General features: G+C 39.7%; 25 protein-coding genes. 14 read left to right on the plus strand and 11 right to left on the minus strand.

Features of this window, described 5'->3' with window-relative positions; all coding sequences use genetic code 11:
- Positions 1-16 precede the first annotated feature (16 nt).
- Positions 17-505 carry a malate synthase gene (locus CWB72_RS14830; RefSeq protein ID WP_138632921.1) on the minus strand — a complete coding sequence of 163 codons (489 nt, stop codon included), beginning with the start codon at positions 503-505 and terminating at the stop codon, positions 17-19.
- A 153-nt stretch (positions 506-658) separates the two neighbouring features.
- Here CWB72_RS14830 and CWB72_RS14835 point away from each other — a divergent pair, with 153 nt between their 5' ends.
- Both CWB72_RS14835 and CWB72_RS14840 read left to right on the plus strand, forming a co-directional pair.
- Positions 659-2,227: a DUF3612 domain-containing protein gene (locus CWB72_RS14835; protein WP_138632924.1), complete on the plus strand. Its 1,569-nt coding sequence runs from the start codon at positions 659-661 to the stop codon at positions 2,225-2,227.
- A gap of 237 nt (positions 2,228-2,464) precedes the next feature.
- On the plus strand, positions 2,465-3,157 hold the full coding sequence (locus CWB72_RS14840) for an SDR family oxidoreductase (protein WP_138632927.1): 693 nt from the start codon (positions 2,465-2,467) through the stop codon (positions 3,155-3,157).
- An 85-nt stretch (positions 3,158-3,242) separates the two neighbouring features.
- Here the strand turns inward: CWB72_RS14840 and CWB72_RS14845 are convergent, their stop codons facing one another.
- Together CWB72_RS14845 and CWB72_RS14850 are read right to left on the minus strand one after the other, a co-directional pair.
- On the minus strand, positions 3,243-3,800 hold the full coding sequence (locus CWB72_RS14845) for a GNAT family N-acetyltransferase (protein ID WP_138632930.1): 558 nt from the start codon (positions 3,798-3,800) through the stop codon (positions 3,243-3,245).
- Positions 3,801-3,953: 153 nt separating this feature from the next.
- Entirely contained in the window at positions 3,954-5,339 is a 1,386-nt protein-coding gene (locus CWB72_RS14850) for an FG-GAP repeat domain-containing protein (RefSeq protein ID WP_138632933.1), read from the minus strand.
- 107 nt (positions 5,340-5,446) lie between these two features.
- Here CWB72_RS14850 and CWB72_RS14855 point away from each other — a divergent pair, with 107 nt between their 5' ends.
- Complete coding sequence (locus CWB72_RS14855) at positions 5,447-6,727, plus strand: RsmB/NOP family class I SAM-dependent RNA methyltransferase (RefSeq protein ID WP_252371572.1); 1,281 nt, start codon at positions 5,447-5,449, stop codon at positions 6,725-6,727.
- Between the two features lie 60 nt (positions 6,728-6,787).
- Complete coding sequence (locus CWB72_RS14860; protein WP_130253717.1) at positions 6,788-7,207, plus strand: nucleotide triphosphate diphosphatase NUDT15; 420 nt, start codon at positions 6,788-6,790, stop codon at positions 7,205-7,207.
- A gap of 210 nt (positions 7,208-7,417) precedes the next feature.
- On the opposite strand, the gene CWB72_RS14865 is transcribed toward CWB72_RS14860, so the two are convergent.
- Together CWB72_RS14865 and udk are read right to left on the minus strand one after the other, a co-directional pair.
- Complete coding sequence (locus CWB72_RS14865) at positions 7,418-8,644, minus strand: NupC/NupG family nucleoside CNT transporter (RefSeq protein ID WP_138632936.1); 1,227 nt, start codon at positions 8,642-8,644, stop codon at positions 7,418-7,420.
- A gap of 15 nt (positions 8,645-8,659) precedes the next feature.
- The gene (gene udk, locus CWB72_RS14870) at positions 8,660-9,289 is read right to left on the minus strand and encodes a uridine kinase (protein WP_058032252.1); all 630 of its coding nucleotides are present in this window, start codon (positions 9,287-9,289) and stop codon (positions 8,660-8,662) included.
- A gap of 295 nt (positions 9,290-9,584) precedes the next feature.
- Between udk and CWB72_RS14875 the strand changes: the two genes are divergently transcribed.
- The 7 genes from CWB72_RS14875 to CWB72_RS14905 all read left to right on the plus strand — a co-directional run bounded on the left by CWB72_RS14875 (position 9,585) and on the right by CWB72_RS14905 (position 14,505).
- Complete coding sequence (locus CWB72_RS14875; RefSeq protein WP_138632939.1) at positions 9,585-10,799, plus strand: phosphopentomutase; 1,215 nt, start codon at positions 9,585-9,587, stop codon at positions 10,797-10,799.
- Between the two features lie 13 nt (positions 10,800-10,812).
- Positions 10,813-11,514 (plus strand): purine-nucleoside phosphorylase, encoded by a 702-nt coding sequence (gene deoD, locus CWB72_RS14880; protein WP_138632942.1) that lies wholly within the window; start codon positions 10,813-10,815, stop codon positions 11,512-11,514.
- A 323-nt stretch (positions 11,515-11,837) separates the two neighbouring features.
- Positions 11,838-12,578 (plus strand): ferredoxin--NADP reductase, encoded by a 741-nt coding sequence (locus tag CWB72_RS14885; protein ID WP_138632945.1) that lies wholly within the window; start codon positions 11,838-11,840, stop codon positions 12,576-12,578.
- A 64-nt stretch (positions 12,579-12,642) separates the two neighbouring features.
- A complete protein-coding gene (locus CWB72_RS14890) occupies positions 12,643-13,101 on the plus strand; it encodes a nuclear transport factor 2 family protein (protein ID WP_138632948.1) in 459 nt (152 codons plus the stop codon).
- Positions 13,102-13,106: 5 nt separating this feature from the next.
- Positions 13,107-13,421 (plus strand): hypothetical protein, encoded by a 315-nt coding sequence (locus CWB72_RS14895; RefSeq protein ID WP_138567475.1) that lies wholly within the window; start codon positions 13,107-13,109, stop codon positions 13,419-13,421.
- A gap of 52 nt (positions 13,422-13,473) precedes the next feature.
- Entirely contained in the window at positions 13,474-14,193 is a 720-nt protein-coding gene (locus CWB72_RS14900) for a substrate-binding periplasmic protein (protein WP_130253709.1), read from the plus strand.
- Positions 14,194-14,247: 54 nt separating this feature from the next.
- Complete coding sequence (locus tag CWB72_RS14905) at positions 14,248-14,505, plus strand: DUF2999 family protein (protein WP_130253708.1); 258 nt, start codon at positions 14,248-14,250, stop codon at positions 14,503-14,505.
- Between the two features lie 30 nt (positions 14,506-14,535).
- Here the strand turns inward: CWB72_RS14905 and CWB72_RS14910 are convergent, their stop codons facing one another.
- From CWB72_RS14910 to CWB72_RS14920, 4 genes are all read right to left on the minus strand, one after another.
- Positions 14,536-14,994, minus strand: a complete 459-nt coding sequence (locus tag CWB72_RS14910; RefSeq protein WP_138567476.1) for a hypothetical protein — start codon at positions 14,992-14,994, stop codon at positions 14,536-14,538.
- 169 nt (positions 14,995-15,163) lie between these two features.
- Positions 15,164-15,307 (minus strand): hypothetical protein, encoded by a 144-nt coding sequence (locus CWB72_RS20610; protein ID WP_171037320.1) that lies wholly within the window; start codon positions 15,305-15,307, stop codon positions 15,164-15,166.
- A 41-nt stretch (positions 15,308-15,348) separates the two neighbouring features.
- Positions 15,349-15,627, minus strand: coding sequence for a PAS domain-containing protein (locus CWB72_RS14915; RefSeq protein WP_138632951.1), 279 nt, complete (start codon positions 15,625-15,627; stop codon positions 15,349-15,351).
- Between the two features lie 103 nt (positions 15,628-15,730).
- Positions 15,731-16,315, minus strand: a complete 585-nt coding sequence (locus CWB72_RS14920) for a GNAT family N-acetyltransferase (protein ID WP_138632954.1) — start codon at positions 16,313-16,315, stop codon at positions 15,731-15,733.
- A 176-nt stretch (positions 16,316-16,491) separates the two neighbouring features.
- Between CWB72_RS14920 and CWB72_RS14925 the strand changes: the two genes are divergently transcribed.
- The gene (locus CWB72_RS14925; RefSeq protein ID WP_138632957.1) at positions 16,492-17,367 is read left to right on the plus strand and encodes an amino acid ABC transporter substrate-binding protein; all 876 of its coding nucleotides are present in this window, start codon (positions 16,492-16,494) and stop codon (positions 17,365-17,367) included.
- 1 nt (position 17,368) lies between these two features.
- Positions 17,369-18,832, plus strand: a complete 1,464-nt coding sequence (locus tag CWB72_RS14930; protein WP_138632960.1) for a PLP-dependent aminotransferase family protein — start codon at positions 17,369-17,371, stop codon at positions 18,830-18,832.
- A gap of 23 nt (positions 18,833-18,855) precedes the next feature.
- Here CWB72_RS14930 and CWB72_RS14935 read toward each other — a convergent pair whose 3' ends face one another.
- Both CWB72_RS14935 and CWB72_RS14940 read right to left on the minus strand, forming a co-directional pair.
- The gene (locus CWB72_RS14935) at positions 18,856-19,320 is read right to left on the minus strand and encodes an SRPBCC family protein (protein ID WP_138632963.1); all 465 of its coding nucleotides are present in this window, start codon (positions 19,318-19,320) and stop codon (positions 18,856-18,858) included.
- A 101-nt stretch (positions 19,321-19,421) separates the two neighbouring features.
- Positions 19,422-19,907 carry a SixA phosphatase family protein gene (locus CWB72_RS14940; RefSeq protein ID WP_130253702.1) on the minus strand — a complete coding sequence of 162 codons (486 nt, stop codon included), beginning with the start codon at positions 19,905-19,907 and terminating at the stop codon, positions 19,422-19,424.
- 340 nt (positions 19,908-20,247) lie between these two features.
- On the opposite strand from CWB72_RS14940, the gene CWB72_RS14945 reads away from it, so the two are divergent.
- Positions 20,248-21,504 (plus strand): efflux RND transporter periplasmic adaptor subunit, encoded by a 1,257-nt coding sequence (locus CWB72_RS14945; RefSeq protein WP_138632966.1) that lies wholly within the window; start codon positions 20,248-20,250, stop codon positions 21,502-21,504.
- Positions 21,505-21,527 lie beyond the last annotated feature (23 nt).

Consider the following 21,527-nt stretch of genomic DNA (forward strand, 5'->3'; position numbering starts at 1 on the left):
TAGCTTGATTTAATGTTTATAACAAGTATTCACTACCATCTTTAGCTGTGTAGGTTTTTGACTGTCCGTCTCTCACAATAGAATACTCAATGCCCGTTAAGAAGCTGATCCAAAGACGTTTAAGTTGGGTCGCTTCTTTATTGCTTTCTACCGCGCTTAATTGCGTTTCCATTTGAATGTCATCAATGTGCGCAATGTCAATTTGTCCTGTGTCACCACGGCGATTGAAAGACAATTCAATATGCAGCTCATCTTTTTTCTTAAGTAAAATAGCTGTGGGATCATCGCGGTGACCACATAAAGCGACAAATTGTTTTGGCTGTTTGAGGCCACAATGGCTGCCATCAGCAAAAAATGCCATTAGGTGATTATAGTAAACTAGGTAATGCGTAACTTGGGTATGTGAGCCTTGATCAAGTGGACAATGCTCATCAAGGTATTGCTTTGCAAGCGTCATTTTTTGGCATGTTTGATCAGTTAATTCGCCGTGAGTTAGTGCTGTCATAATCGTAACCTCATTCATCATTTAATTTTTGTTGGCTGTTGAAATGAGTGTATGTGAATATTTTTTATAATTTCACAAAAAGAATTTCACAGTGTAAATTTTACAAAACCTGCTATTTTTACTCTATGAATAAATTATAAGCAGGGGCATATAGTGAAAAAATCATCAACTTTAATGCGAAAATCTCACTTTTTAGGGACCAAAATACGTAATTTAAGAAAACGGAATCATTTAACGTTAGAAGATTTATCGAGTCGATGTGTCAGAGTTGATGCCTATTCTGCGCCCTCTGTTTCTTACTTATCTATGATCGAGCGGGGCAAGCGCACGCCGAGCCAAGAAATGCTTGAAAACTTAGCGCAAGTCTTTCAAAAGCCCGTTGAGTGGTTTTTAGACAGTGAACCTGAAAAAGACACCATTACCCCAGATAAAGGCCGAAGTGGCGGGATCACAGGTATGGCGCTCGAGCCTAACTTTCTGTTCAGTAATGACATTTTACAAATCGCTATTCCCGAAATGCTGTCTCAAACGGGAATAAGTGGCCGTCAATTTGCGCACTTATTAATTCGTGCTCATCAAGAGCACCATCAAAACCATTTTCCTGATTTAGAGCGTGCAGCGGAAGAGGTCGGTAATAAAAACCTTTATTTGTCTTCGAGCGATTTAATTCGTATAGCGCAAGAAAAAGGCTTAGAAATTAGATGGTTTAGTGAAAAAGATAAGCACAACGAAGTAAAACAAGTTAATCAGTCTAGGTTAGTGAGTTCTTTTTTAAGAGCACCGAATATTGTGTTTTTAAATGAAAAATTGAAGAGTAAAGAAAGCCGTTTGAAATACGACTTGGCTGTACATATTGGTCATGCGGTTTTACACAACCAAGACGGGGTGAAATGCGTTTTATCAATAGGTGGTGCTGAGCAAAAAGAAACCGAGTTACATACCACACCTAATGCGCAAGATATTCTTCAAGCCTGGCAAGATTTTGAAGCCAGTTTTTTTGCTGGCGCATTACTGTGTCCTAAAGCGCCGTTTAGGCAATTACTCGACAGCTACGGCTACGATATTTCGGTTCATAAACAACTCGATATTTCGGTGTCTGTGGCAATGCGTCGCATGACAGTGGTGTCACCTTATCCGCATTGGCATTATTTTGATGCGTATAAACCGGGCAAGTTAAAAGCGGTATATCGAGGCAATGGTATTCCTCTGCCTTGGGGGAATATGCGTCAGGTTGAAGATCCTTGTCAGCATTGGGCTGTGTTTAGAAAGTTTGATGAAATGTCGAGTCAGAGCAGTGCGCAATTGTCGATTTTAAGCGTTGATGGCAAAACTCGCTTATATTGCTGTGAGTCAGTGTTAGTTGAAGACTTAGCAGGTGAAAAACATGTGCTGTGTATGGGCATAGACTTAAACCCTGCCATTGATGCACAAGGCACCGATGCACAAGCTTTAGTTGAGAGTTTACAGGGGTTATGTATTAAACATGGCGGTTCAACCGTTGTACCGCATAATATTCGCCAGCAATTATTAAGTGTGGCACGTATTCTCAATATCAATTGGATAGAGCGGGGCTTAAACTCGGAACTCAGAGTTATTTGTATTCGCGGAAATAGCTGTCCTCGAAAGCCGGGTTGTTATGGCAAATGTAAAAATGGCAAAATGACACAAAGTATTGAATATATAACTAAACCACCTCAAGATACGAGGTTCAGCGAGAATTGATTGGCTGTCAGACAAGGCATCGATTTGAAGGTCTAGTGGTTCTAAATCGAAAATTGATAACGCAGTATGAAAGCCAATCAAACTCGCCCAAGGGAGCGTGCTTTCAGTCCTATTTCATTGTCAAAGAACTTGGAAAGGACGCGTCATTACGCTGCGTCCTTTTCCTTGAACTAGAACTGAAGGCAGCGCTCTGAATCATGCATCTTTAGGAAGTTTGGGTATATTAGGTGAACTAGCGTGAAAACAGTCTTTATTACAGGTGCAAATCGTGGCATTGGATTAGCACTTAGCAAGGTGTTTTTAAAAGATAATTGGCAAGTCATTGCGACTTGCAGAGACATTAAATGTGCAGATGAACTTAATCAATTAAAAGCTGACTATAAGCTGCTTCACGTTTATGAATTAGACATTACTGATTATCAACAAATGGCAGTGTTGAGCTCGACATTGTATGACCTAAAAATTGATGTGCTGTTAAATAATGCCGGGCTATATGGCCCTAAAGGTTATGGCTTTGGTAATTGCGATGTAGATGCTTGGCGTGACGTATTTGAAGCCAATGTGATTGCGCCAACCAAACTGGCAGAAGCTTTTGTCTCGCAAGTCTTAAATAGTGAACTCAAAATAATCGCCGCACTGTCATCACGAGTGGGTAGCCATACTGAGAATACCAAAGGTGGAGGATACATTTACCGCAGTTCAAAAGCGGCTTTAAACTCAGTAGTTAAAAGCCTTTCAAATGATTTATTGCCACAAGGCATTAAAACGGTAGCGCTGCATCCGGGTTGGGTTCAAACAGAAATGGGTGGGCCGAATGCCCTAATAAGCGCGCAAGAATCTGCTATTGGCTTAAAACAAGTCATTGAGTCTTTAAGCGAAGAGCAAAGTGGTGGGTTTTACAGTTATAAAGGGGAGCAAATCCCTTGGTAAACAAACTTTAAAGGCCGAAATGTTTTTGAAAGGATAACACTAACATTGCGCGATTTAACTATCGCGCAATTGATATGTGCATGGCTTAAAACAATAAAGCCATTTCCGCAGCTTGGCACTGGCAACTGTTTTCACATACAGTACAAACATACCCTTGCGTATCACACAGTTCAGTCCAGCGGTTATCGTGCAGTTTGACTAATTCACCACCGGCTTTGGTAAAATACTTCACTGCGCCATTACCTGGGCTTTGTTTCCATAAATGGGCAACACCAGCTAAAGCACCTTGTTGTCTTAAAGCAACAATAGAAGCATGAAGTAATTTGGGGCCGATCCCTTGGCCTTGGGCTTTTTCTGACACTGCAATGCATTTGAAATAAGCCATCTGCGAAGGAAGAACAGGCCAAAGTTTAGGACTACACCATTTGTCTATGTCCCATTGTTCAGCAGCATAGCTGAGTCTAAAACCGACGAGTTCATTTTGTTTATTAATTGCCACAAAGCTGGCATTTATCTCATGCTTAATACCTTGTTGATGCATTTTTGAGAGACTCGCTTCGTCCATATAATTATCACCATGAACAAGGTTCGCCAAAGTGATCACGTCTTGAAAGTGGTCAGTTGTGAGAGGAAGGTACTGCACTGAAGTCACCGATTTATTTTTCTTTTTTCTATTATTAAAGATAATGAAATAATTTTGACACTACAAGTTATTACTGGGCTAAAACACCGTTTATTCGAAATAAAAAAAGGGAGTACCTGAAGTACTCCCAATTGCAGCTTTAACTGTGAACAATTAATTTAAAATGGTTTTAATGGTACTTTTGCCATCATCATCTTTAAAGTGAAGAACAAAGTCATGTTTGCCGTCATTGTTTATATCTACAAGTTTGATATCGTTACCGTCTTCTGGCAGTTTTTGCTTAATTTTACTGCGCCTTTTATTTAAAACTGTCTCGGCATGACCATAGTAAACACTGAGTGTCTTACTGCCAGTTTTAAAAACCGCATCTTGTTTACCATCACCGTTAATATCACCAGTATAGTAGGTCAATGCCATATCACCACTGCCCATTCCGATTTCCATTTCAACTTCTTTTTCTGAATCTGGTTCATCAGAGAAAGATCCATCAGTTTTTTGTGCGTAAAAACTGATTTCTACATCAACATCGGTGCTACCACCGCCTAATGCCATTGATGCGATGGTGCCAAGGCCAAAATCGACATGGAATTTTTGCAATTCATTTTTGCCATCGCCATTAAAGTCATTTTCAAATTCAAAGCGGCTGGTGCCTGATGCTTTTGGTAGCGTAAGCGGGGTAGTTGCAAATATACCATTATCTTTGCCGTAGAAGATTTGAAAGGTTAGCTCTACATCTAATGAGTCCATACCTTCAACTATAGGCGCATAACGGGTTACTAGGTCGAGTTTACCGTCATTATTAATGTCGAGCAGTTTTGATATTCTACGGTTGGCTTCGACGCCATCAAGTTTTCCGGTTTCTACAGGGAGTTTTAAAGTTTGCAATGAGTTTTGGTAACCTGAGCTAGTTGCATAAAGCACATCTATTTTTTCTTTGTCATGAAATACTAAGTCGTTTAGTCCGTCTTGGTTGATATCAAACACTTTAGGTACCATGGTTAAATCGATATCTAAACGTAATTTGCCACTGCTAAAATTTCCTGAATATTTAGGTTGAGTATTGAAGCTGTGTTTAGTGAATGTTTTATCTGAGTTCTGTAAATAAATTTCAGAATGAGTCAGGTCTGGCAGAATAATATCGCTTAGTCCGTCGTTATTGATATCGCTGATAAAGTTAATTTTTTCAAACTCTTCAAATTCTAGCTTTGATAGCAAGGCGTTAGTAGCAAGTATTCTTTTTGCGCCATTTTTATCAACTGAGAAAATGCCTTCTTTATTCATGACAAAAGCGCTGATTTTGTCAGCTCCAGCAAGCTTACCGTAATCAAAACCGAACGCATTTTTAGGCAGTTCGAGTTGATTAAACTCCATAGTTTCGAGATCTAGTTCGGCTAAACTTGCGTCTTCATCATGGTACGCAAACATGATAGGGCTTTTAGTCTCAATCAAGGTACGATTTGTTTTTATGGGTATATCTTTAGCGGCCATCGCTGAATAAGAAGCGCCTAGAGCTACCATAAATAGAAGCGTATGTTTCATTTTAAATTCCTTTCCTCGAACTGGGTGTGGTTCTATCTTAGGTTTAATTGCAGAGCAAACAAGTTCGAATTTGTAATGAACTGTTGCAAATGTAATGGGTGTCTTACATGTTTTATATGGATTGTGCTCGTCGCTTATCTCAAAATCAGCTACAATCCGCGTCGTTATTGAATTTAGGAGTTAGGCGAGTGTTAAACGATAGCCAATGTGTTGAAGCAATTATTAGCTGTATTAAACAAGTTTTTGAAACAGAGCAATACGCTGATAAAGCAATTGAAGCAGGCCTTGCTAACCAAGCTTTTTGGAATCAAGCAACCAAAGCTTATTATGTGCAGCATTGCTATGAGCTGATCCGTTATCACCGCCAGCTTAATACGGCACTTGATATCGATACCTCAGATGAGAATTGGCCGTGGCTACACTTTGAAGCTTATCAGCTGTTAAATGGCGTAGAGTTACCAAATTGGTCAGAATTTGCTGGTTTAGAACTTGATGCATTAAAAGCAAACCTTGATGAAGCCTCGCCTGCAGAGCAACAAAGTTACCCTGATTGGCTTTGGCAACGCGCTGAACAAGAGCTAGGTGATGATTGGGTTAATATCGCACAGGCACTGAACGTACCTGCGAAACCTTACCTTCGTGTAAATACCTTGAAGACTGACGCTGCAACGTTACAAACGTCTTTGAAAAAAAGCCAATCAATCACCAAAGTACTTGAGCAAGAAAACTGCTTAGAAGTTGAAGAATACGGCTATTTATTTAAATCAGATGCATTCAGCAAAGGCTGGTTTGAAATGCAAGATGCGGGCTCCCAGCAGATCGCACCATTACTCGATGTAAAACCAGGCCAGCGTGTTGTTGATGCGTGTGCTGGCGCGGGTGGTAAGAGCTTACATCTTGCTAATCTAATGCAAAATAAAGGCTACATCTTATCGATGGACATTCATCAGCATAAGCTAGATGCACTAAAAAAACGTGCAAAGCGTGCGGGTGTACATATGCTTGAAACGCGTTTTATCAAAAACAGTAAAACGATTAAGCGCCTAAAAGAAAAGTTTGATCGCGTGTTGTTAGATGTGCCGTGCTCAGGTACTGGGGTATTACGTCGTAACCCAGATGCTAAGTGGCATTTACAACCTGAAAATATTGATACACTGATCAGCTTGCAAGCTGAAATTCTGCAACGTTACAGCCAGATGTGTAAAGTTGGCGGAAAGCTTGTGTATGCGACTTGCTCTATTTTCCCGAGTGAAAACCAGCAGCAAGTGCAGACATTCTTAGAAAACAACCCAAATTTTGAATTACTTGAAGAGTTAAACCTACAACCGGGAGTTAACTCTGAGTACGATGGTTTTTATGCCGCCGTATTAACCAAGAAAGAAGTTTAAAAACCTATCTAACCTGAGCCGCTGCAAAGCGGCTTTTTAATGTGCTTAAGGAAAATTATTATGTCAGAACTTGTTCGGGTGGGTGTCGCAGTTGTCATTATTCGTGATGGTAAAATTCTACTCGGTGAACGTATCGGCTCTCATGGTGCAAATACTTGGGCAACACCAGGTGGGCACTTGGAGATGGGGGAAGAAATTGAAGCTTGTGCTATTAGAGAAACATTAGAGGAGACTGGCTTAGAGGTCTCTGAAGTAAGTCCGTTAGGCTTTTCTAATGATGTATTTAATCCGTTAAATAAACATTATGTGACCTTGTACTTGGTGGCAAGTGGTGTTGAAGGCGAGCCCGAAATCATGGAACCAAATAAGTGCCTAGCTTGGCAATGGTTTGGGTTAGATGAGCTGCCTGAACCGCTGTTTTTATCTTTAGAGAACTTTTTAAAACAAGACAAACTGCAGACGTTAATTGATAAGAGATAGGCTAAGGGAGATAGCAGAGGAGCGGGGGCATATTTTTCATTAAAAACTTTCTATTGAAACTTGTCATTGAAACAATAGCTTGTTCCAGAAACGATAAAAGGGCCATAAAGGCCCTTTGGTGAAGTATCGTTCAAGTTAGTGTGATTACTTTAACCCCTTAAAGCAACCAACCAATTGTTTTGCAAATTTTAGGGAAATCTCGTTAAGTTTCTAAGCTAGCGAGAGGAAAAACCCTGCAATTGCGGCGCTCATTAGGTTAGCCATTGACCCTGCTAAAACCGCCCTGAGCCCTAAGCGTGCGATATCCTTTCTTCGACTCGGCGCCATACCGCCAAGTCCGCCTAGTAAGATTGCAATCGATGAAAGGTTAGCAAATCCACATAACGCAAATGTGACAATTGCTTGTGTATGTGCACTTAACCCTTCTCGATAATTCATAAAGTCTAGATAAGCAACGAATTCGTTAACTACTAGCTTTTGTCCGATAAAACTACCGGCCGTTACAGCTTCGCTCCAAGGTACACCAAGTAACCATGCAACTGGTGCGAATAAGTAACCTAAAATCTCTTGTAATGTTAGAGTTGGATGGTCAAACCAAGCACCAACTCCACCTAACAAACCATTTAATAATGCAATCAACGCTACGAAAGCAAGTAACATAGCACCGACATTAAGTGCTAAGTGCATACCGCTTGATGCACCTGATGCTGCTGCATCGATCACATTTACTGGTTTTTCTTCATCAGACATGACATCTGATAAATTCTGTTTTGGTGTTTCTGTCTCTGGCACGATCATTTTTGCCATTAAGAAACCACCTGGTGCAGCCATAAAGCTGGCAGCAATTAAATATTTAAGCTCTACACCAATTGCAACGTAACCTGCCATAACAGAACCAGCTACGGTTGCGAGGCCACCTACCATCACAGCAAATAACTCTGATTTCGTCATGCTTGGGATAAACGGTTTTACAATTAAAGGTGCTTCCGTTTGTCCAACAAAGATATTAGCTGTTGCTGAAAGCGACTCCGGACGAGACGTTTTAAGCAATTTTTGCAAGCCACCACCTAAAATTTTAATGACCCAAGTCATTATACCTAGGTGATAAAGTACTGCGACTAACGCAGAGAAAAATACGATGACCGGTAATACTTGGATCGCAAAAATAAAACCAATATTACTGTCACTTTTTGCAAGAGAGCCGAATAAAAACTCGATACCGTCTCCTGCATAACCAATTACTGCTGATACTTTGCTTGATAATTGGTCAAGTATGTTTCTGCCAGCCTCTACAAATAGTACGAAACCACCTATAAAAAGCTGTAGTGCAAACGCCACCCCAACAGTACGCAAATTGATAGCTTTGCGATTCGTTGACGCTGCAAATGCAATACCCAGCAGGGCCATCATGCCCACTAGGCTCATTATTGTTGTCATGGTAAATTCCCGTTTTTATTCTTGTAGCAAATATTTTATCTTGCTTTTGATTATATCAATCGCCACGCGATTCATACCTCCGCGTGTAACCACTAAATCAGCTGAATGTTTAGATGGTTCTATAAATTGATAGAACATGGGTCTTACCGTTGCTTGATACTGCTCCACAACAGATTGTAGTGTTCGGCCTCGCTGCTCGATGTCTCGCTGCGTACGACGCAGTAAACAAATATCAAGAGGCGTATCAATAAATACTTTTATATCAAACTCTTTACATAACTCAGGGTCGCTGAGTAATAAAATGCCTTCAACAATTAATATTTTCGCAGGGTTAACCTGACGAGTTTCTTTACTACGAGTATGCTGTGCATAGTCGTAGCTAGGTACTTCTACAGACTGACCAGATCTTAATTGCTCTAAATGCGATTTAAGAAGCTCATGTTCAAATGCATCCGGATGGTCATAGTTTGTTTGTGTTCTATGCTCAAACGGTAAATGCGATTGATCTTTGTAATAGGCATCTTCTTCGATGATGGCAATAGAACCATCTTCTAGCTCATTTACAAGCTCGTTATAAATAGTTTGCGTAAAAAGAGATTTGCCAGATGCAGATGCACCAGCAATAGCTATAATTGTTCGTGTCACTAAAGTTCACACCCAACTGTTGATTCACTCGGAAGATCACAATAGCAAAAAAGACACGAATAATCTCTTTTGCTTCGCTTAGGGAGCAAATTTAGCGATTTTGATATTTCTGTGACAGGACTTATGTCCGCTTACTAAAAACAGCTCTTTTATGACATTTTCGTGACAATTAGCGTCTAGTTTTAAAAGCGGACTTATGTCCTGTACGCTGTTGTTAACCAACTATTAAAGTATTCAACACTGATTCGGAGGCAACTATCTATTCTCCAGATTGGCATAAGTTAAGAGGTAAATTATGGCAAGAGCAATTATCCTGATGGCAGACAGCTTAGGCGTAGGTGCCGCTCCAGATGCAGAACAATTTGGAGACTTAGGAGCAAATACCCTTGCGCACCTTTTAGCTGCATATAAAGAAGATAAAGGAGAAGCACTCCCTTTACCTAACTTAACTAAACTTGGTTTAGTTGACGCTTGCGAAGCAGCGGGTAAAGAAGCGTGTGAAGTGGCAGAACGCTCAGCGCCAAAGGCAGCTTGGGGTTATGCAAAAGAGCTTTCAAGTGGTAAAGATACGCCATCTGGCCATTGGGAAATGGCGGGTGTACCTGTGTTATTTGATTGGGGGTATTTCCCTAATACACAACCATGCTTCCCTGAAGAATTTGTTGCTGAACTGTGCAAACGCGCTGAAATTCCAGGAATTTTAGGTAACTGCTACGGTTCAGGTACCGTTATTTTAGATCAGCTGGGTGAAGAGCATGTAAAAACGGGCATGCCAATTTGTTATACCTCAGTTGATAGTGTGTTCCAAATAGCCGCACACGAGCAATCATTCGGCCTTGACAAGCTTTATCAAGTATGTGAAATCGCACGGGCACTGCTTGATGATATGAATATAGGGCGAGTGATTGCGCGGCCATTTATAGGCACGTCGAGTGCCGACTTTATGCGAACAGGTAATCGTAGAGATTACTCTGTGCTACCTCCTGCACCAACGTTGCTAGATAAGTTGGCGCAAGATGGTGGTGAAGTGATCAGCATTGGCAAGATTTCTGATATTTATGCGCATCAGGGCATAACTCAGAAACATAAAGCGCCAGGCTTGATGAATCTACTAGAGAAAACCTCTGAGATCATCGATAGTGCCCCTGATCACAGTTTGATTTTCACAAACCTTGTGGATTTTGACGAAAAATTTGGTCACAGACGTAATGCAGTAGGTTATGCCGAAGCGTTAAAGCAATTCGATGATTTCCTACCAACCATACTTAATAAATTACAAAAAGATGATTTATTAATTATTACGGCAGATCACGGCTGCGATCCAACAGCACCAGGTACAGATCATACACGTGAATATGTACCGGTACTGGCTTATACACCGGGGATTGACAATATCGCACTCGGCGAACGACAAAGTTTTGCTGACATAGGTCAAACCCTTGCCCAGTGGTTTAATTTATCAACACTTGACTACGGCGACAGCTTTGCTGACGACATAATCAAGGCGTAAGAAGGAAAAGAGAATGAGTACTCCTCATATCAATGCGAACAATGGTGATTTTGCTGAAACGGTATTAATGCCCGGTGACCCTTTACGCGCAAAATATATTGCAGAAAACTTCCTTGAAGACGCTCGCCAAGTTACAGGTGTTCGTAACATGTTTGGTTTTACAGGCACATACAATGGTAAACCTGTAAGCATCATGGGCTCTGGTATGGGTATTCCGTCAATGTCTATCTATGCGCGTGAGTTAGTTGTTAGCTATGGTGTTAAAAACTTAATTCGCATTGGTACATGTGGTGGTATCAGTCAAGACATTAAAATCCGTGATGTTATTTTTGCACAGGGTGCAAGTACAGATTCAAATGTAAACCGTGCACGTGTTCGTGGTTATGACTATGCGGCGATTGCTGATTTCGGTCTACTAGAAAACGGTGTTAATGCGGCACGTAAACTAGGCATCGAAGCGAAAGTTGGTAACGTATTTACTACTGATACATTCTACCAAGCTGATGGTTCTTTCTATGAAGAATTAGACAAGCTAGGTGTATTAGCGGTTGATATGGAAACAGCGGGCATGTACGGCGTTGCGGCTGAGTATGGTGCAAAAGCAATGGCATTATTTACAGTTAGTGACCACGTGATCACAGGTGAAGCGACACCTGCAGAAGAAAGACAAAGTACATTTAACGAAATGGTTAAGATTGCTTTAGAGTCAATCTAAGCCATTAGAAAAGAGTTTTAAGTTGTTATTTGCTCGTTATGAGCAAAAAAGTTCCTTGGTAACGTAATCGCTGATTTTTGGAGACACGCCCAAAATGAAAGCGAATCACACCCCAAAAGGCCGCACTGAATAGTGTGGCTTTTTTTTGTCTGAAATTTGCTAAAAGCCTCCAATACTTGTTCACTCCATATTTAAAATATCAATTCAGTCAGGTGATTTGTTTTTATTAGCTTGTTTTGCTTTAAAGGTTTACGGGCTGTAACTTTTGACTTCTGGTTACGATCTGCCACATTTATAGTGTGTGAAATCAAAAGAGCTATCATATGTCTCAATGGGTTAGTGGAAAAATCACGGAAGTAAATTGGTGGACACCAACACTTTTTACTATCAAGGTTGCTGCCGATGTTGCCCCTTTTCAAGCAGGCCAATTTACCAAGTTAGCAATGACTATAGGTGATAAACGGATTGCCCGTGCTTACTCCTATGTCAATGCGCCAAAAGATCCTGTGCTTGAATTTTATCTGACTGAAGTAGAAGGGGGAAAGTTGACATCGGGCCTCGCTGAACTTGAAGTAGGTAGCAGCATCGATGTTGAATCGAAAGCAAATGGCTTTTTAACCATTGAAGAAGCCCCGCAGCGACAAGCATTATATATGATTTCATCAGGCACAGGTGTGGGTCCATTTCTTTCAATATTAGCCGATGGAAAGGTTTGGGAGAAATTTGAGAAAGTAACCTTAATCCATAGCGTACGCTATAACACAGATTTGACCTATCAAGACTTTATTCATGCCTATGAGAAGCTCTTTAAACAATTTACTTATTTACCGCTAGTAACACGTGAAGCGCCTCTTAAAGGCCTTAAGGGAAGGGTTACAGAGTTAATTTCCAACAATAAAATTGCTGAACATTTAGGTATGTCAGAATTACATAAAGATAGCCACTTTATGATCTGCGGTAACCCAGATATGGTGAAAGAGACGTCAGTATTGTTACAAACTCTAGGCTACAACAAACATCGTAGAACAGAGCCTGGTCATATATCAGTCGAACAATATTGGTAAACTATGAAATCAGTTCCGGATTTGTTAAGGTTGCGGTCGATATTTGTTTTTTTATTGGGTACTTATGAGAATCCTTAGTTTTCTGACATTGTTTATTTTTTGTTTCACTTTGCAGGCTAATCCTGCCTTTGAAGACAAAGCTTCAGCTTTGAGCAGTACTAAAACCGAAGAAGAAAAAGCCGCTGAAAAAGTCATCGATCAATTAATTGTTGCCTATAATGAGCAAGATATTAAGGCATTCTTAGCATTGTATGCAGATGATGTTGAGTTCTATATGTATCCGCAACAGTTGATGTTTACAGGCAAAGAAGATTTAATAAAAAGATATGGTTTAATGTTTAAGAAAATGAAATGCTTAAATTCAAAGTCTCTTAAACGTATAACTCATGGCAGTATTGTAATTGATCATGAAAGTTCTGAAATATGTACAAAAGATGTGGGCGTAATTGATAAACGCTCTGAGTTTGTGACTAGCTACCAAATTGAAAAAGGTAAAATCAAAAAGGTGGTATTTTTTAGGTAAACATAATGAATAAAGACATGAGGATCCAACTTTTGTATCGCGTTGAGCCCGGGTGTTTGGGTCCTGATGGTATTGACCAGATAGAAGCATTTTGTCAATTTGCCGCGAAAAAAATCCCACCTCCGAATTATGCAATTTTTTCTTTTACCCCCCGCTATGACAAGCAACTCGATGAAAAAGAATATTCTTTAATGAATCGAAAGTTATCAGATGCGCAGATCAACAGTTATTTCGAAAAAATAGACAAACCCTTGGATGAATTCGAATCGCAAGTAGACGAATTAATCGCATTTGCAGTTGATGCTTTTTTTGACAGGTAAGTTATGGTTTATATGGTAGGATAGATTTTTTAAATTATGCCTTGAGGAATAGATGAGATTTGTACTGAGCATTTTATTACTTCTGCACTTTAAGGTATTCGCGATTACATCTATCCAGGTTGTAACTGAAGAATGGTTACCCTATAACTATACTAATTCAGACGGTCAGTTAGTTGGTCGCTCCACCGATAAGGTAAGGGCTGTGCTAGATGATGTTGGTGTAAGCTATACCATCCGCAGCTATCCTTGGTTACGCTCAATGCGGCTTGCGAAAACGCAACCCAACACCATGATCTATTCAATTTACCGCACCCCAGAGCGAGAAAAGCAATTTCAATGGGTTTGCCCTTTAATGGCACCCGTAAAAGAGTATTTATTTGCTTTGAAAACGCGAGATGATATTCAATTAACAACCCTAGATGATGCTAAAAAATATCTCACTTCAATTGTCAGGGGAAGTGTGAGTGAAGGGTATTTAACAGATGCAGGCTTTGAACCGGGCGTAAATTTAGATTTAACATCAGATCCAAAATCAACACCTAGAAAGTTGCTTGCTGGTAGAGTAGACCTTATTTTACATACTGAGTATACGGCTTCAGAAAGAATGAAAGAATTAGGCTATAGTTATTCTATGCTAAGAAAAGTGCTTGAAGTGAAAGAAATTGATAATCGCAGAGCATGTATGGCATTTAGTTTAAAAACAGACAAAGCACTTGTTGAACGTGTGCAACGTGCACTTGATAAGTATAATAAATTACACGGTGAGAGTTGAAATTTAACACTTAGCCCAAATCTACTAAGTTATTGACCATTCAGAGTATCTAAGATGAACCCAATTATCGCGATTTTAAAAGAACATAATATTGCTGATGAGCAGATCAAAAGCCTTTTTGAAACGTTAACTGAAAACCCGCTTATGGCGATGGGCGTTGTACAGCAACTTGGTATTCCACAAGATAAACTGCAACAGCTTATGGGGTTAGTTATGCAAAACCCTGGTTTGATAAAAGAAGCCGTAGAAGAATTAGGCTTGGATTTTGCTAAAGTCGAGGCTGCTAAAGAGAAGCTTTCAAATCAGCAATAAAGCTGTAAGAGCGGGTTTAACCCGCTCAATTTAAATATCTACCTTATATAAGTGCAATTCAGCATCTGATTTAATCAATTTTTCAATATTTTCTTTATCTTGCTCTTCAGCTTCAATGTACATTGCCAAAGTATCTTCTTTATCTTTTAAAAGTTCTTGGCATGAAACATAGTGCGCAACCTGTTCAATGCCGACTAGTCCACACACCCAAAGACTAAATAGTAATACAACTAGGCTACCAATTATGAATAAGCTGATTGAAATTTGCGTCATTGAAGCTGCAATCAATGCAGATACGATAACTAAAATTGCAAATAAAGATTCAACTTTGATTAATTTAGCTACTTTGCTTGTGAGCCAAATATGCCATGGATGAGGCTCGTGGCTACAAAGGTGTGTGATGTCTTCAACGTAGGCAATTCCTTTTACTCTGTCTTCAACTGATTTAAAGGTTTTATAATTCTGACTGGTGATCAAATAGTACAGCATAGTGTTTGCCTCGCTTGATGAGTAAATATCATTACGCTGGCAAACAGAAAAGGATCAGCTTTGCTGAATTGTATTACTTTTAACTTTATTAGTAGCAATATCTAAACTCTAAAGTATTTGTATTAATTTATGTACAAAAATGACAGCAATGCATGCTGCCGTTCTGTTACTAACAAAATTGCTGAATGAGCTTGGTTTGCTTTCTTAAAAGCTCAGAGACTTGTTGCCCGCTTTGAGGGGGCGCATTCAGGTTCTCTATAGTGGATTCATCATTAACTCGGCCAACTACAACTCGGACTTTTGCTTGCTGCATGTTTATCGCCAAGGATAGAGAGCCAACAGCATTGTTATTGCCTAAATATGAAAATGACATAAGTGGGTTATGGTAGGCTGCTTTGGCCCAAGTTCATGTTTTATCTTGGTGACAAATGCGTATACCCAATAAAAGCGGCCATCTTTACTTTGGTTTTCTACTGGGCCCATCCATGATTTACCAGACTCTATGGTCACCCATAAGTTAGCAAATGCTAATTTAGGCACATCATTTTGGCGAACTAGGTTATGTGGCTTGCCATAAATTTCTTCTTTGTTGTATCCCGATACCTCACAAAAGGCATCATTTTCGTAAGTAATTCTACTTTTTTAGGAGCAGTAGTCGCAGAAATACGACTACAAACTTTGACTGGGATTGAGTTAAGTCAATTAATTTGTCGCTTTTTTATGCGAATAGAGCAAGTTAGCCTCTACTTAGCTGAGCGATGAGACTTTCTTTAATACTAGGCCATTGTTCATCAACAATGCTAAAAGTAGCAGTGTTACGGAATGTACCGTCAGGCAATTTGCGTTGTTTATAAGCAATTCCCTCAAAGCGCGCACCTAAACGTGCAATAGCATTACGTGAGATTGAGTTATTTTCGTGCGTACAGAATGTCACCCTAGTGAGATTGAGCTGCTCGAAAGCATGGTTTAGTAATAAATATTTTGCATGGGTATTTACATGCGTTTTCTGCGCAGATTTGGCAATAAAAGTATGACCAATCTCCGCGCTTTGATGGACTGGATCTAATCGAAACAGTCTCGTGGTGCCAACAAGGGTATTCGATGTTTTATCAATAATGGCCATAACTAATTGGGACTGGCTGTTAAACTGTGCTGTTTCTTCAAACCATTTCGTTATAACTGGTTTATTTTCACAATAATTAAAAAACACCCACTGCCAAATATCAGGATGACTTCCTGCTTTTAACAATGATTCTAAATGTACTTGTTTTAATGGGGTTAACATGACCTTGTCAGTTTCTAGGGAGATAGCTTCAAACATGTTTTTACTCCTAACTAATATTCTTAAACATATGAAGCAAATCTACTTGAAATTAGGTCTAGTCAATACAACCAGTTTTATATACATAATTAGACCAGTTATAGTCCTTTATTATTATTGAGCTATTGTAAAAATTACGATTTAATAACGGTGGGTTGAAAAAGTTATGGAATGATATGATCCGTCTAGTTTTAGTGTGCTATGGTCTTCTCCTTTTCTCTGTATGCCGTGCAGAGATGGATAATTCTTCAGTAACAATTGCAATTCAAGATGATATAAAAACACAATACTTTGAGTTTATTGCTGGTAGAAATATCCTCGATGTTGATGACTACACAGGTCTTCATGCATCACGTGATGTCGTTGAACATGCGTTGTTAATTAAAGCCATTCGTTTAGGCGGTTTTACACTTCCGGTAAAATACATTCAAGTCGACCACCCTCCAAGACGTATTAAATTGATGCAGCAGGGGTTAATTCACCTTAGTGCAACACCTATGTGGCTCAATGAAATTAAACGCTATGAGCATAAGTTGCATATTAGTAAAACAGTTTTAGCAGCAGGTCGAGCTGAAGCGGGTCTATACACACATAGTGCAAACACCGACGTGCTAGCGGTTAATAAACCTGCCGAGCTGATGAAGTTAGTCGCAGTATCTAATCAAAATTGGCAACATGATTGGAAGATTTTAAAGCAGCTTAATTTCAACGGTCTATATCACACCGGTAAATATACGACTATGCTTGATATGCTTTATAAAAAGCGCGCAGATGTTATGTTGGGACCATTTTATAACTCTAATGATCTTAGTTTTACCCACAATGGTGAAACTTACTTACCCATCAGTAACTTCAAAGTCATCATGCCTGATAGTCGTCATTTTCCAGTATCTCGCCATACAGCCCATAGCCAGCCATTAATCGAAGCATTAGATAAAGGCCTCGTAATTTTACAAGCGCGCGGTGAAATAGAAAAAGCCTATCGTCAATCTGGTTATGTTAATGACAAAGTGGCACAGTGGCAGGTAATAAATCAACCTGCAAAGATGTAGTATGCAACCCCTAGAGATAACGTTTTCTGAACACAAAGCCAAGTATGAACAGTTAATAGAGGTGTATCGTAGCGCCATTAAATCAGCGGAATTACTGCCCGGCACTCAGCTTCCATCAGCTCGTTATTTGGCTGATTTTTATGGTGTAAACCGCCATACAGTGATGATGGCAATGCAAAGTTTAGCGTCAGAAGGCTGGCTAAATACGCAACTAAGAAAGGCCTATGTCGTCAGTGATGATCTGCCGATAGAGTCAAGTGCCACATATGGCCGTCAAGAGAGCAAAGCGCCTTTCTCATTTCAATTTTCAACGTCAAATTACGAATTCAATGAAGTAGATTTATCTCAATACCAATACATTTTTGCAGGTGGCTTACCTGATTTAAGTGCTTTTCCAAAACAAGCTTTTAAACAATCAATGAATATGGCAGCAAGGCAATTTAATGCGCAAGACATGCACTACGCTAACAGTGCAGGTGTTGATGCGTTAAAGCTGCAAATTATGCGTTACCTCAGCCAAGCAAGAGCATTAGATCTTGATGATTTATTAATTTGTAATGGTTCTCAAGAAGCACTGTATCTCGTTGCTAAAGCATTTATTAACAAAGGCGATTGTGTTGCCATAGAAACATTGGGCTACCCGCCTGCTAGAATGGCGTTTGAAAGTTGTGGTGCTGATCTAGTCGATATTAAGCAGGATGAGCAAGGCATATGTGTGATAGATTTAGAAGCGCAGCTGAAATCTCGAAAAATTAAGCTGCTATATTTAACGCCGCTTCATCAATATCCCACAACGGTGACGTTACCGGTTTCTAGGCGTTTGCAAATCTATCAACTCTGCTACCAATATGGTGTCGTGATCATTGAAGATGACTACGACCATGAGTTTCATTATCAGTGCAGGCCGTTACAACCTATGGCTGCTGATGACCCTGCAGGGATCGTTATTTATATTTCTACTTTTTCAAAAATTATGTGTGCTGGTGCTCGTATTGGTTACTTACATGCAGCCCCCATTGTTATGCAAAGGCTGAAAGCATTGAAGAAGTTAATTAATCATAAGAATGATGTATTTATGCAATTGGCGGTTGCGCACTGGATGCTAAGCGGTGAGTTCGAACGTCATTTAAAGCGGATGACTAAGCTTTACAAACAGCGTTGGCAAGCGATGTCAGATCAACTCATTGAATTACAACGTCAGGGTGTACCTATATCTTTTACCAAACCTGATGGGGGAATGGCCATTTGGCTACATTGTGACTTTGATGTACAAACATTGAAGTCCTCAGCCCAAAAAAAAGGGGTATATTTTCAATCAGAAGATGAGTTTTATCATCTCAACTCGCTCCGCTCTTTACGCCCATCCACAGAAGCAATGCGCCATATTCGCCTTGGATTTGCTGCACAAACTCCTGAGCAGGCAAAATTAGGCATACAGAAAATATTTAGTGATTACTCAGCTTAAAAACCCCTTAGCAATTCTGGATGCTATTTATTGATGTGACTGATAGCCAGCACAGCCTGTTTGATGTCTGTTAAATCAGCTTGAATGGTTTTTCTTAATTGTTGGTTCATTACTTTAGCCATCAAAACATTCATCAACTTTGCAAACCATGAGTTAGCGACACCTTCAAAGCTCATAATTAACTGGCACTGGCTGCTACGAGAAATTATCCGCATTTCGGAGAAATAATCATAGCCGTGGCTTTGTGCTTGGGTGGTGTAAAATTCGTTGGTTTTTGCTTCAGTTATCCACATGACTTCAGTGGCATCTTTACCAAACATTGAGCGTGTTTCTTGCCATTTCAGACCCTTTAAGCCTTCTTTTGGCTGTTCGATGATAACTAGTCTTTTAATTGCCGAAATATGTTCATGAGCATGGCGTATATCACTAATGACACGCCAAATCTGCTCTTTAGTTGCTGGAATAGTGATGGCTTCTTGGACCTTCATAAGCGCAGATCTATTTATCTATTAATAGTATCTAAGCATAGAATTAAACAGCAAAATTTCACTGTTTAATTCACAATTTAAAGTCGATATAGCGATTCAAACTATAGCGCTAATGCTGAGGTATTATGTCGAATAAGTTCATATCGACCATTGTGCAAGCGTAATTCAAATAACTTGTTGTATTCATCTTCTTCAATATTAACTCTGTAACCAGACAAGTGCTTTATCAGTTGCGGGGTTGTATTGCTATGACCGACCACCACAGCGTTGCCTTTGAGTTGTTTTAACTGTGAAGCGAACTGTATCAGGTCTTTGGGGTTATAGATTGTAACTTCCAACGCCAACTCTTTAGCCAATGGCGCAATGGTTTGCTGAGTGCGTTTATAATCGGTACTGAATAATTGTAACGGGTTTGCAATAGCAAGCTGTTGAGCGATATTTTTAGCTCTTTGCTGTCCTTGTTCAGTTAGAGCGGGATCATTGCCCGTACTTTTCTCACTGTGTCGAAGTAAAAAAATTTGCTCGGGTTGAGCTAATAGAGGACTTGAAAACAGTACAGCAAGGATTGCGATTAAAGCAAACTTCATTTTAATACTCCTTAGTAATCAAAATAATTATTTTGCTACATTACCAGCCTATTTTTGCAATTCAATGACTTAGCAAGATAAATCAAAAACCATAAAAAGTGTCCGAAGCGGACAGTTTTTATGTCCGCGGACAAGCGTACATTCGAAGGTTTAAAGTCAAGCTATTGATATTTATTAGTTATTTTTGTTGGCACGCTCTTGGTATCTATTTAAGTAACCAACGCTTAGGAGTAACACAATGATATTAACGTCCGCTTTTTTTATTTCACCAGTATTGATGCTGTTGATGTCATTGTTGATCAGTTACACCGAACAAAAGCTGAACTAAAAGGATTCGATGATGATAAAAGATACCAGTGGTCAAGACCAAATTGTTAAGCAAAAGCCAAAATTATTGAAGCCTGCGTTATTGCTGGTGGGCGTGTTAAGTGCGGTAACCTGGACTGGGTTTGCAATGATCAATGCTGATCCTGCTTATATGTCTGTGGAAAAAGCGCAATTACAAATTGCACAAGTAAAACAAGGTGACTTGGTACGAGATATTGCTGCAACGGGCAAAATTGTCGCAGCGAATGCACCTAAGGCTTATAGCCCAGAGCAAGGGTTTGTCACCTTGAAAGTGAAGGCGGGCGATACCGTTGAGTTAGGTCAAGTAATTGCCGAAGTTGATAGCCCTGAACTTAACAACAGTTTGAAACAACAAGAATCAGAACTTGCTAGATTACAAGGTGAGCTGGCCAGAAATGAGCTTGAAGCAAGACGTCAGACTTTAACGCTTAATAAAACTTTAGATTTGGCACAAGTTGAACTGAGTGCAGCAGAGCGAGAAAATCGTAGAGCAAAACTTTCAATAGAAAAAAGCCTTATTAGTCAGATAGATTTAGAAAAAGCAGTCGATGATTTAGCCAAAGCAAAGTTAACTTTTAAACATGCTCAACAAGAAGTCGAGCTAGCAAAAGATACTTTAGCTTTTGAACTTCAATCTTCAAAAAGCCAATTTGCTAGACAACAGCTAGTCGTGGATGAATTACAACGCAAAGTAAACAACTTACATGTACGAGCTTCAGTGTCGGGTATTATCGGTAATCTTTTAATTCAACCTAAAGCCATGGTATCGAAAAACCAAGCATTACTGACTTTAGTAGACCTTTCAGCTTTTGAAGCTGAGTTACAAGTGCCAGAAAGTTATGCCAATGACCTAGGAATAGGAATGCAAGTTGAGCTCAAAATAGGCACTGAATTGGTGGTGGGTTCATTGTCAGCAATTTCGCCAGAAGTGAACAATCGTGAAGTAACAGCGCGAGTTAGATTTGAGCAAAGCAGTATGAGCAATATTCGTCAAAATCAACGCCTATCAGGACGCATCTTATTAGAAAACCGCAGTGATGTTTTGATGGTTAAACGTGGAGCATTTCTAAATCAAGGGGGCTTCGTCGCTTATAAAGTGAACGGAGAACGGGCTGAACGCATTGAGATAACAACCGGTGTTATCAGTATCAACCATGTGGAAGTGCTGGCAGGACTTTCTCAAGGTGACCAAATTATTATTTCGAACTACGACACATTTAAAAATGCAGATGCTGTGTTACTGAGATAAAAACAACGCATTTACAGCATCAT

The sequence above is a fragment of the Pseudoalteromonas phenolica genome, from assembly GCF_005886345.1.
GTDB classification, from domain to species: domain Bacteria; phylum Pseudomonadota; class Gammaproteobacteria; order Enterobacterales; family Alteromonadaceae; genus Pseudoalteromonas; species Pseudoalteromonas phenolica_A.

What these genes read in the sequence shown, in the direction of transcription:
- CWB72_RS14830 (WP_138632921.1), bottom strand. Translation starts at nt 505, where the DNA reads ATGACAGCACTAACTCACGGCGAATTAACTGATCAAACATGCCAAAAA.
- CWB72_RS14850 (WP_138632933.1), bottom strand. Translation starts at nt 5,339, where the DNA reads ATGAAACATACGCTTCTATTTATGGTAGCTCTAGGCGCTTCTTATTCA.
- CWB72_RS14855 (WP_252371572.1), top strand. Translation starts at nt 5,447, where the DNA reads ATGTTTTATATGGATTGTGCTCGTCGCTTATCTCAAAATCAGCTACAA.
- CWB72_RS14860 (WP_130253717.1), top strand. Translation starts at nt 6,788, where the DNA reads ATGTCAGAACTTGTTCGGGTGGGTGTCGCAGTTGTCATTATTCGTGAT.
- CWB72_RS14865 (WP_138632936.1), bottom strand. Translation starts at nt 8,644, where the DNA reads ATGACAACAATAATGAGCCTAGTGGGCATGATGGCCCTGCTGGGTATT.
- CWB72_RS14875 (WP_138632939.1), top strand. Translation starts at nt 9,585, where the DNA reads ATGGCAAGAGCAATTATCCTGATGGCAGACAGCTTAGGCGTAGGTGCC.
- deoD (WP_138632942.1), top strand. Translation starts at nt 10,813, where the DNA reads ATGAGTACTCCTCATATCAATGCGAACAATGGTGATTTTGCTGAAACG.
- CWB72_RS14885 (WP_138632945.1), top strand. Translation starts at nt 11,838, where the DNA reads ATGTCTCAATGGGTTAGTGGAAAAATCACGGAAGTAAATTGGTGGACA.
- CWB72_RS14890 (WP_138632948.1), top strand. Translation starts at nt 12,643, where the DNA reads ATGAGAATCCTTAGTTTTCTGACATTGTTTATTTTTTGTTTCACTTTG.
- CWB72_RS14895 (WP_138567475.1), top strand. Translation starts at nt 13,107, where the DNA reads ATGAATAAAGACATGAGGATCCAACTTTTGTATCGCGTTGAGCCCGGG.
- CWB72_RS14900 (WP_130253709.1), top strand. Translation starts at nt 13,474, where the DNA reads ATGAGATTTGTACTGAGCATTTTATTACTTCTGCACTTTAAGGTATTC.
- CWB72_RS14905 (WP_130253708.1), top strand. Translation starts at nt 14,248, where the DNA reads ATGAACCCAATTATCGCGATTTTAAAAGAACATAATATTGCTGATGAG.
- CWB72_RS14910 (WP_138567476.1), bottom strand. Translation starts at nt 14,994, where the DNA reads ATGCTGTACTATTTGATCACCAGTCAGAATTATAAAACCTTTAAATCA.
- CWB72_RS20610 (WP_171037320.1), bottom strand. Translation starts at nt 15,307, where the DNA reads ATGCAGCAAGCAAAAGTCCGAGTTGTAGTTGGCCGAGTTAATGATGAA.
- CWB72_RS14920 (WP_138632954.1), bottom strand. Translation starts at nt 16,315, where the DNA reads ATGTTTGAAGCTATCTCCCTAGAAACTGACAAGGTCATGTTAACCCCA.
- CWB72_RS14925 (WP_138632957.1), top strand. Translation starts at nt 16,492, where the DNA reads ATGATCCGTCTAGTTTTAGTGTGCTATGGTCTTCTCCTTTTCTCTGTA.
- CWB72_RS14930 (WP_138632960.1), top strand. Translation starts at nt 17,369, where the DNA reads ATGCAACCCCTAGAGATAACGTTTTCTGAACACAAAGCCAAGTATGAA.
- CWB72_RS14935 (WP_138632963.1), bottom strand. Translation starts at nt 19,320, where the DNA reads ATGAAGGTCCAAGAAGCCATCACTATTCCAGCAACTAAAGAGCAGATT.
- CWB72_RS14940 (WP_130253702.1), bottom strand. Translation starts at nt 19,907, where the DNA reads ATGAAGTTTGCTTTAATCGCAATCCTTGCTGTACTGTTTTCAAGTCCT.
- CWB72_RS14945 (WP_138632966.1), top strand. Translation starts at nt 20,248, where the DNA reads ATGATAAAAGATACCAGTGGTCAAGACCAAATTGTTAAGCAAAAGCCA.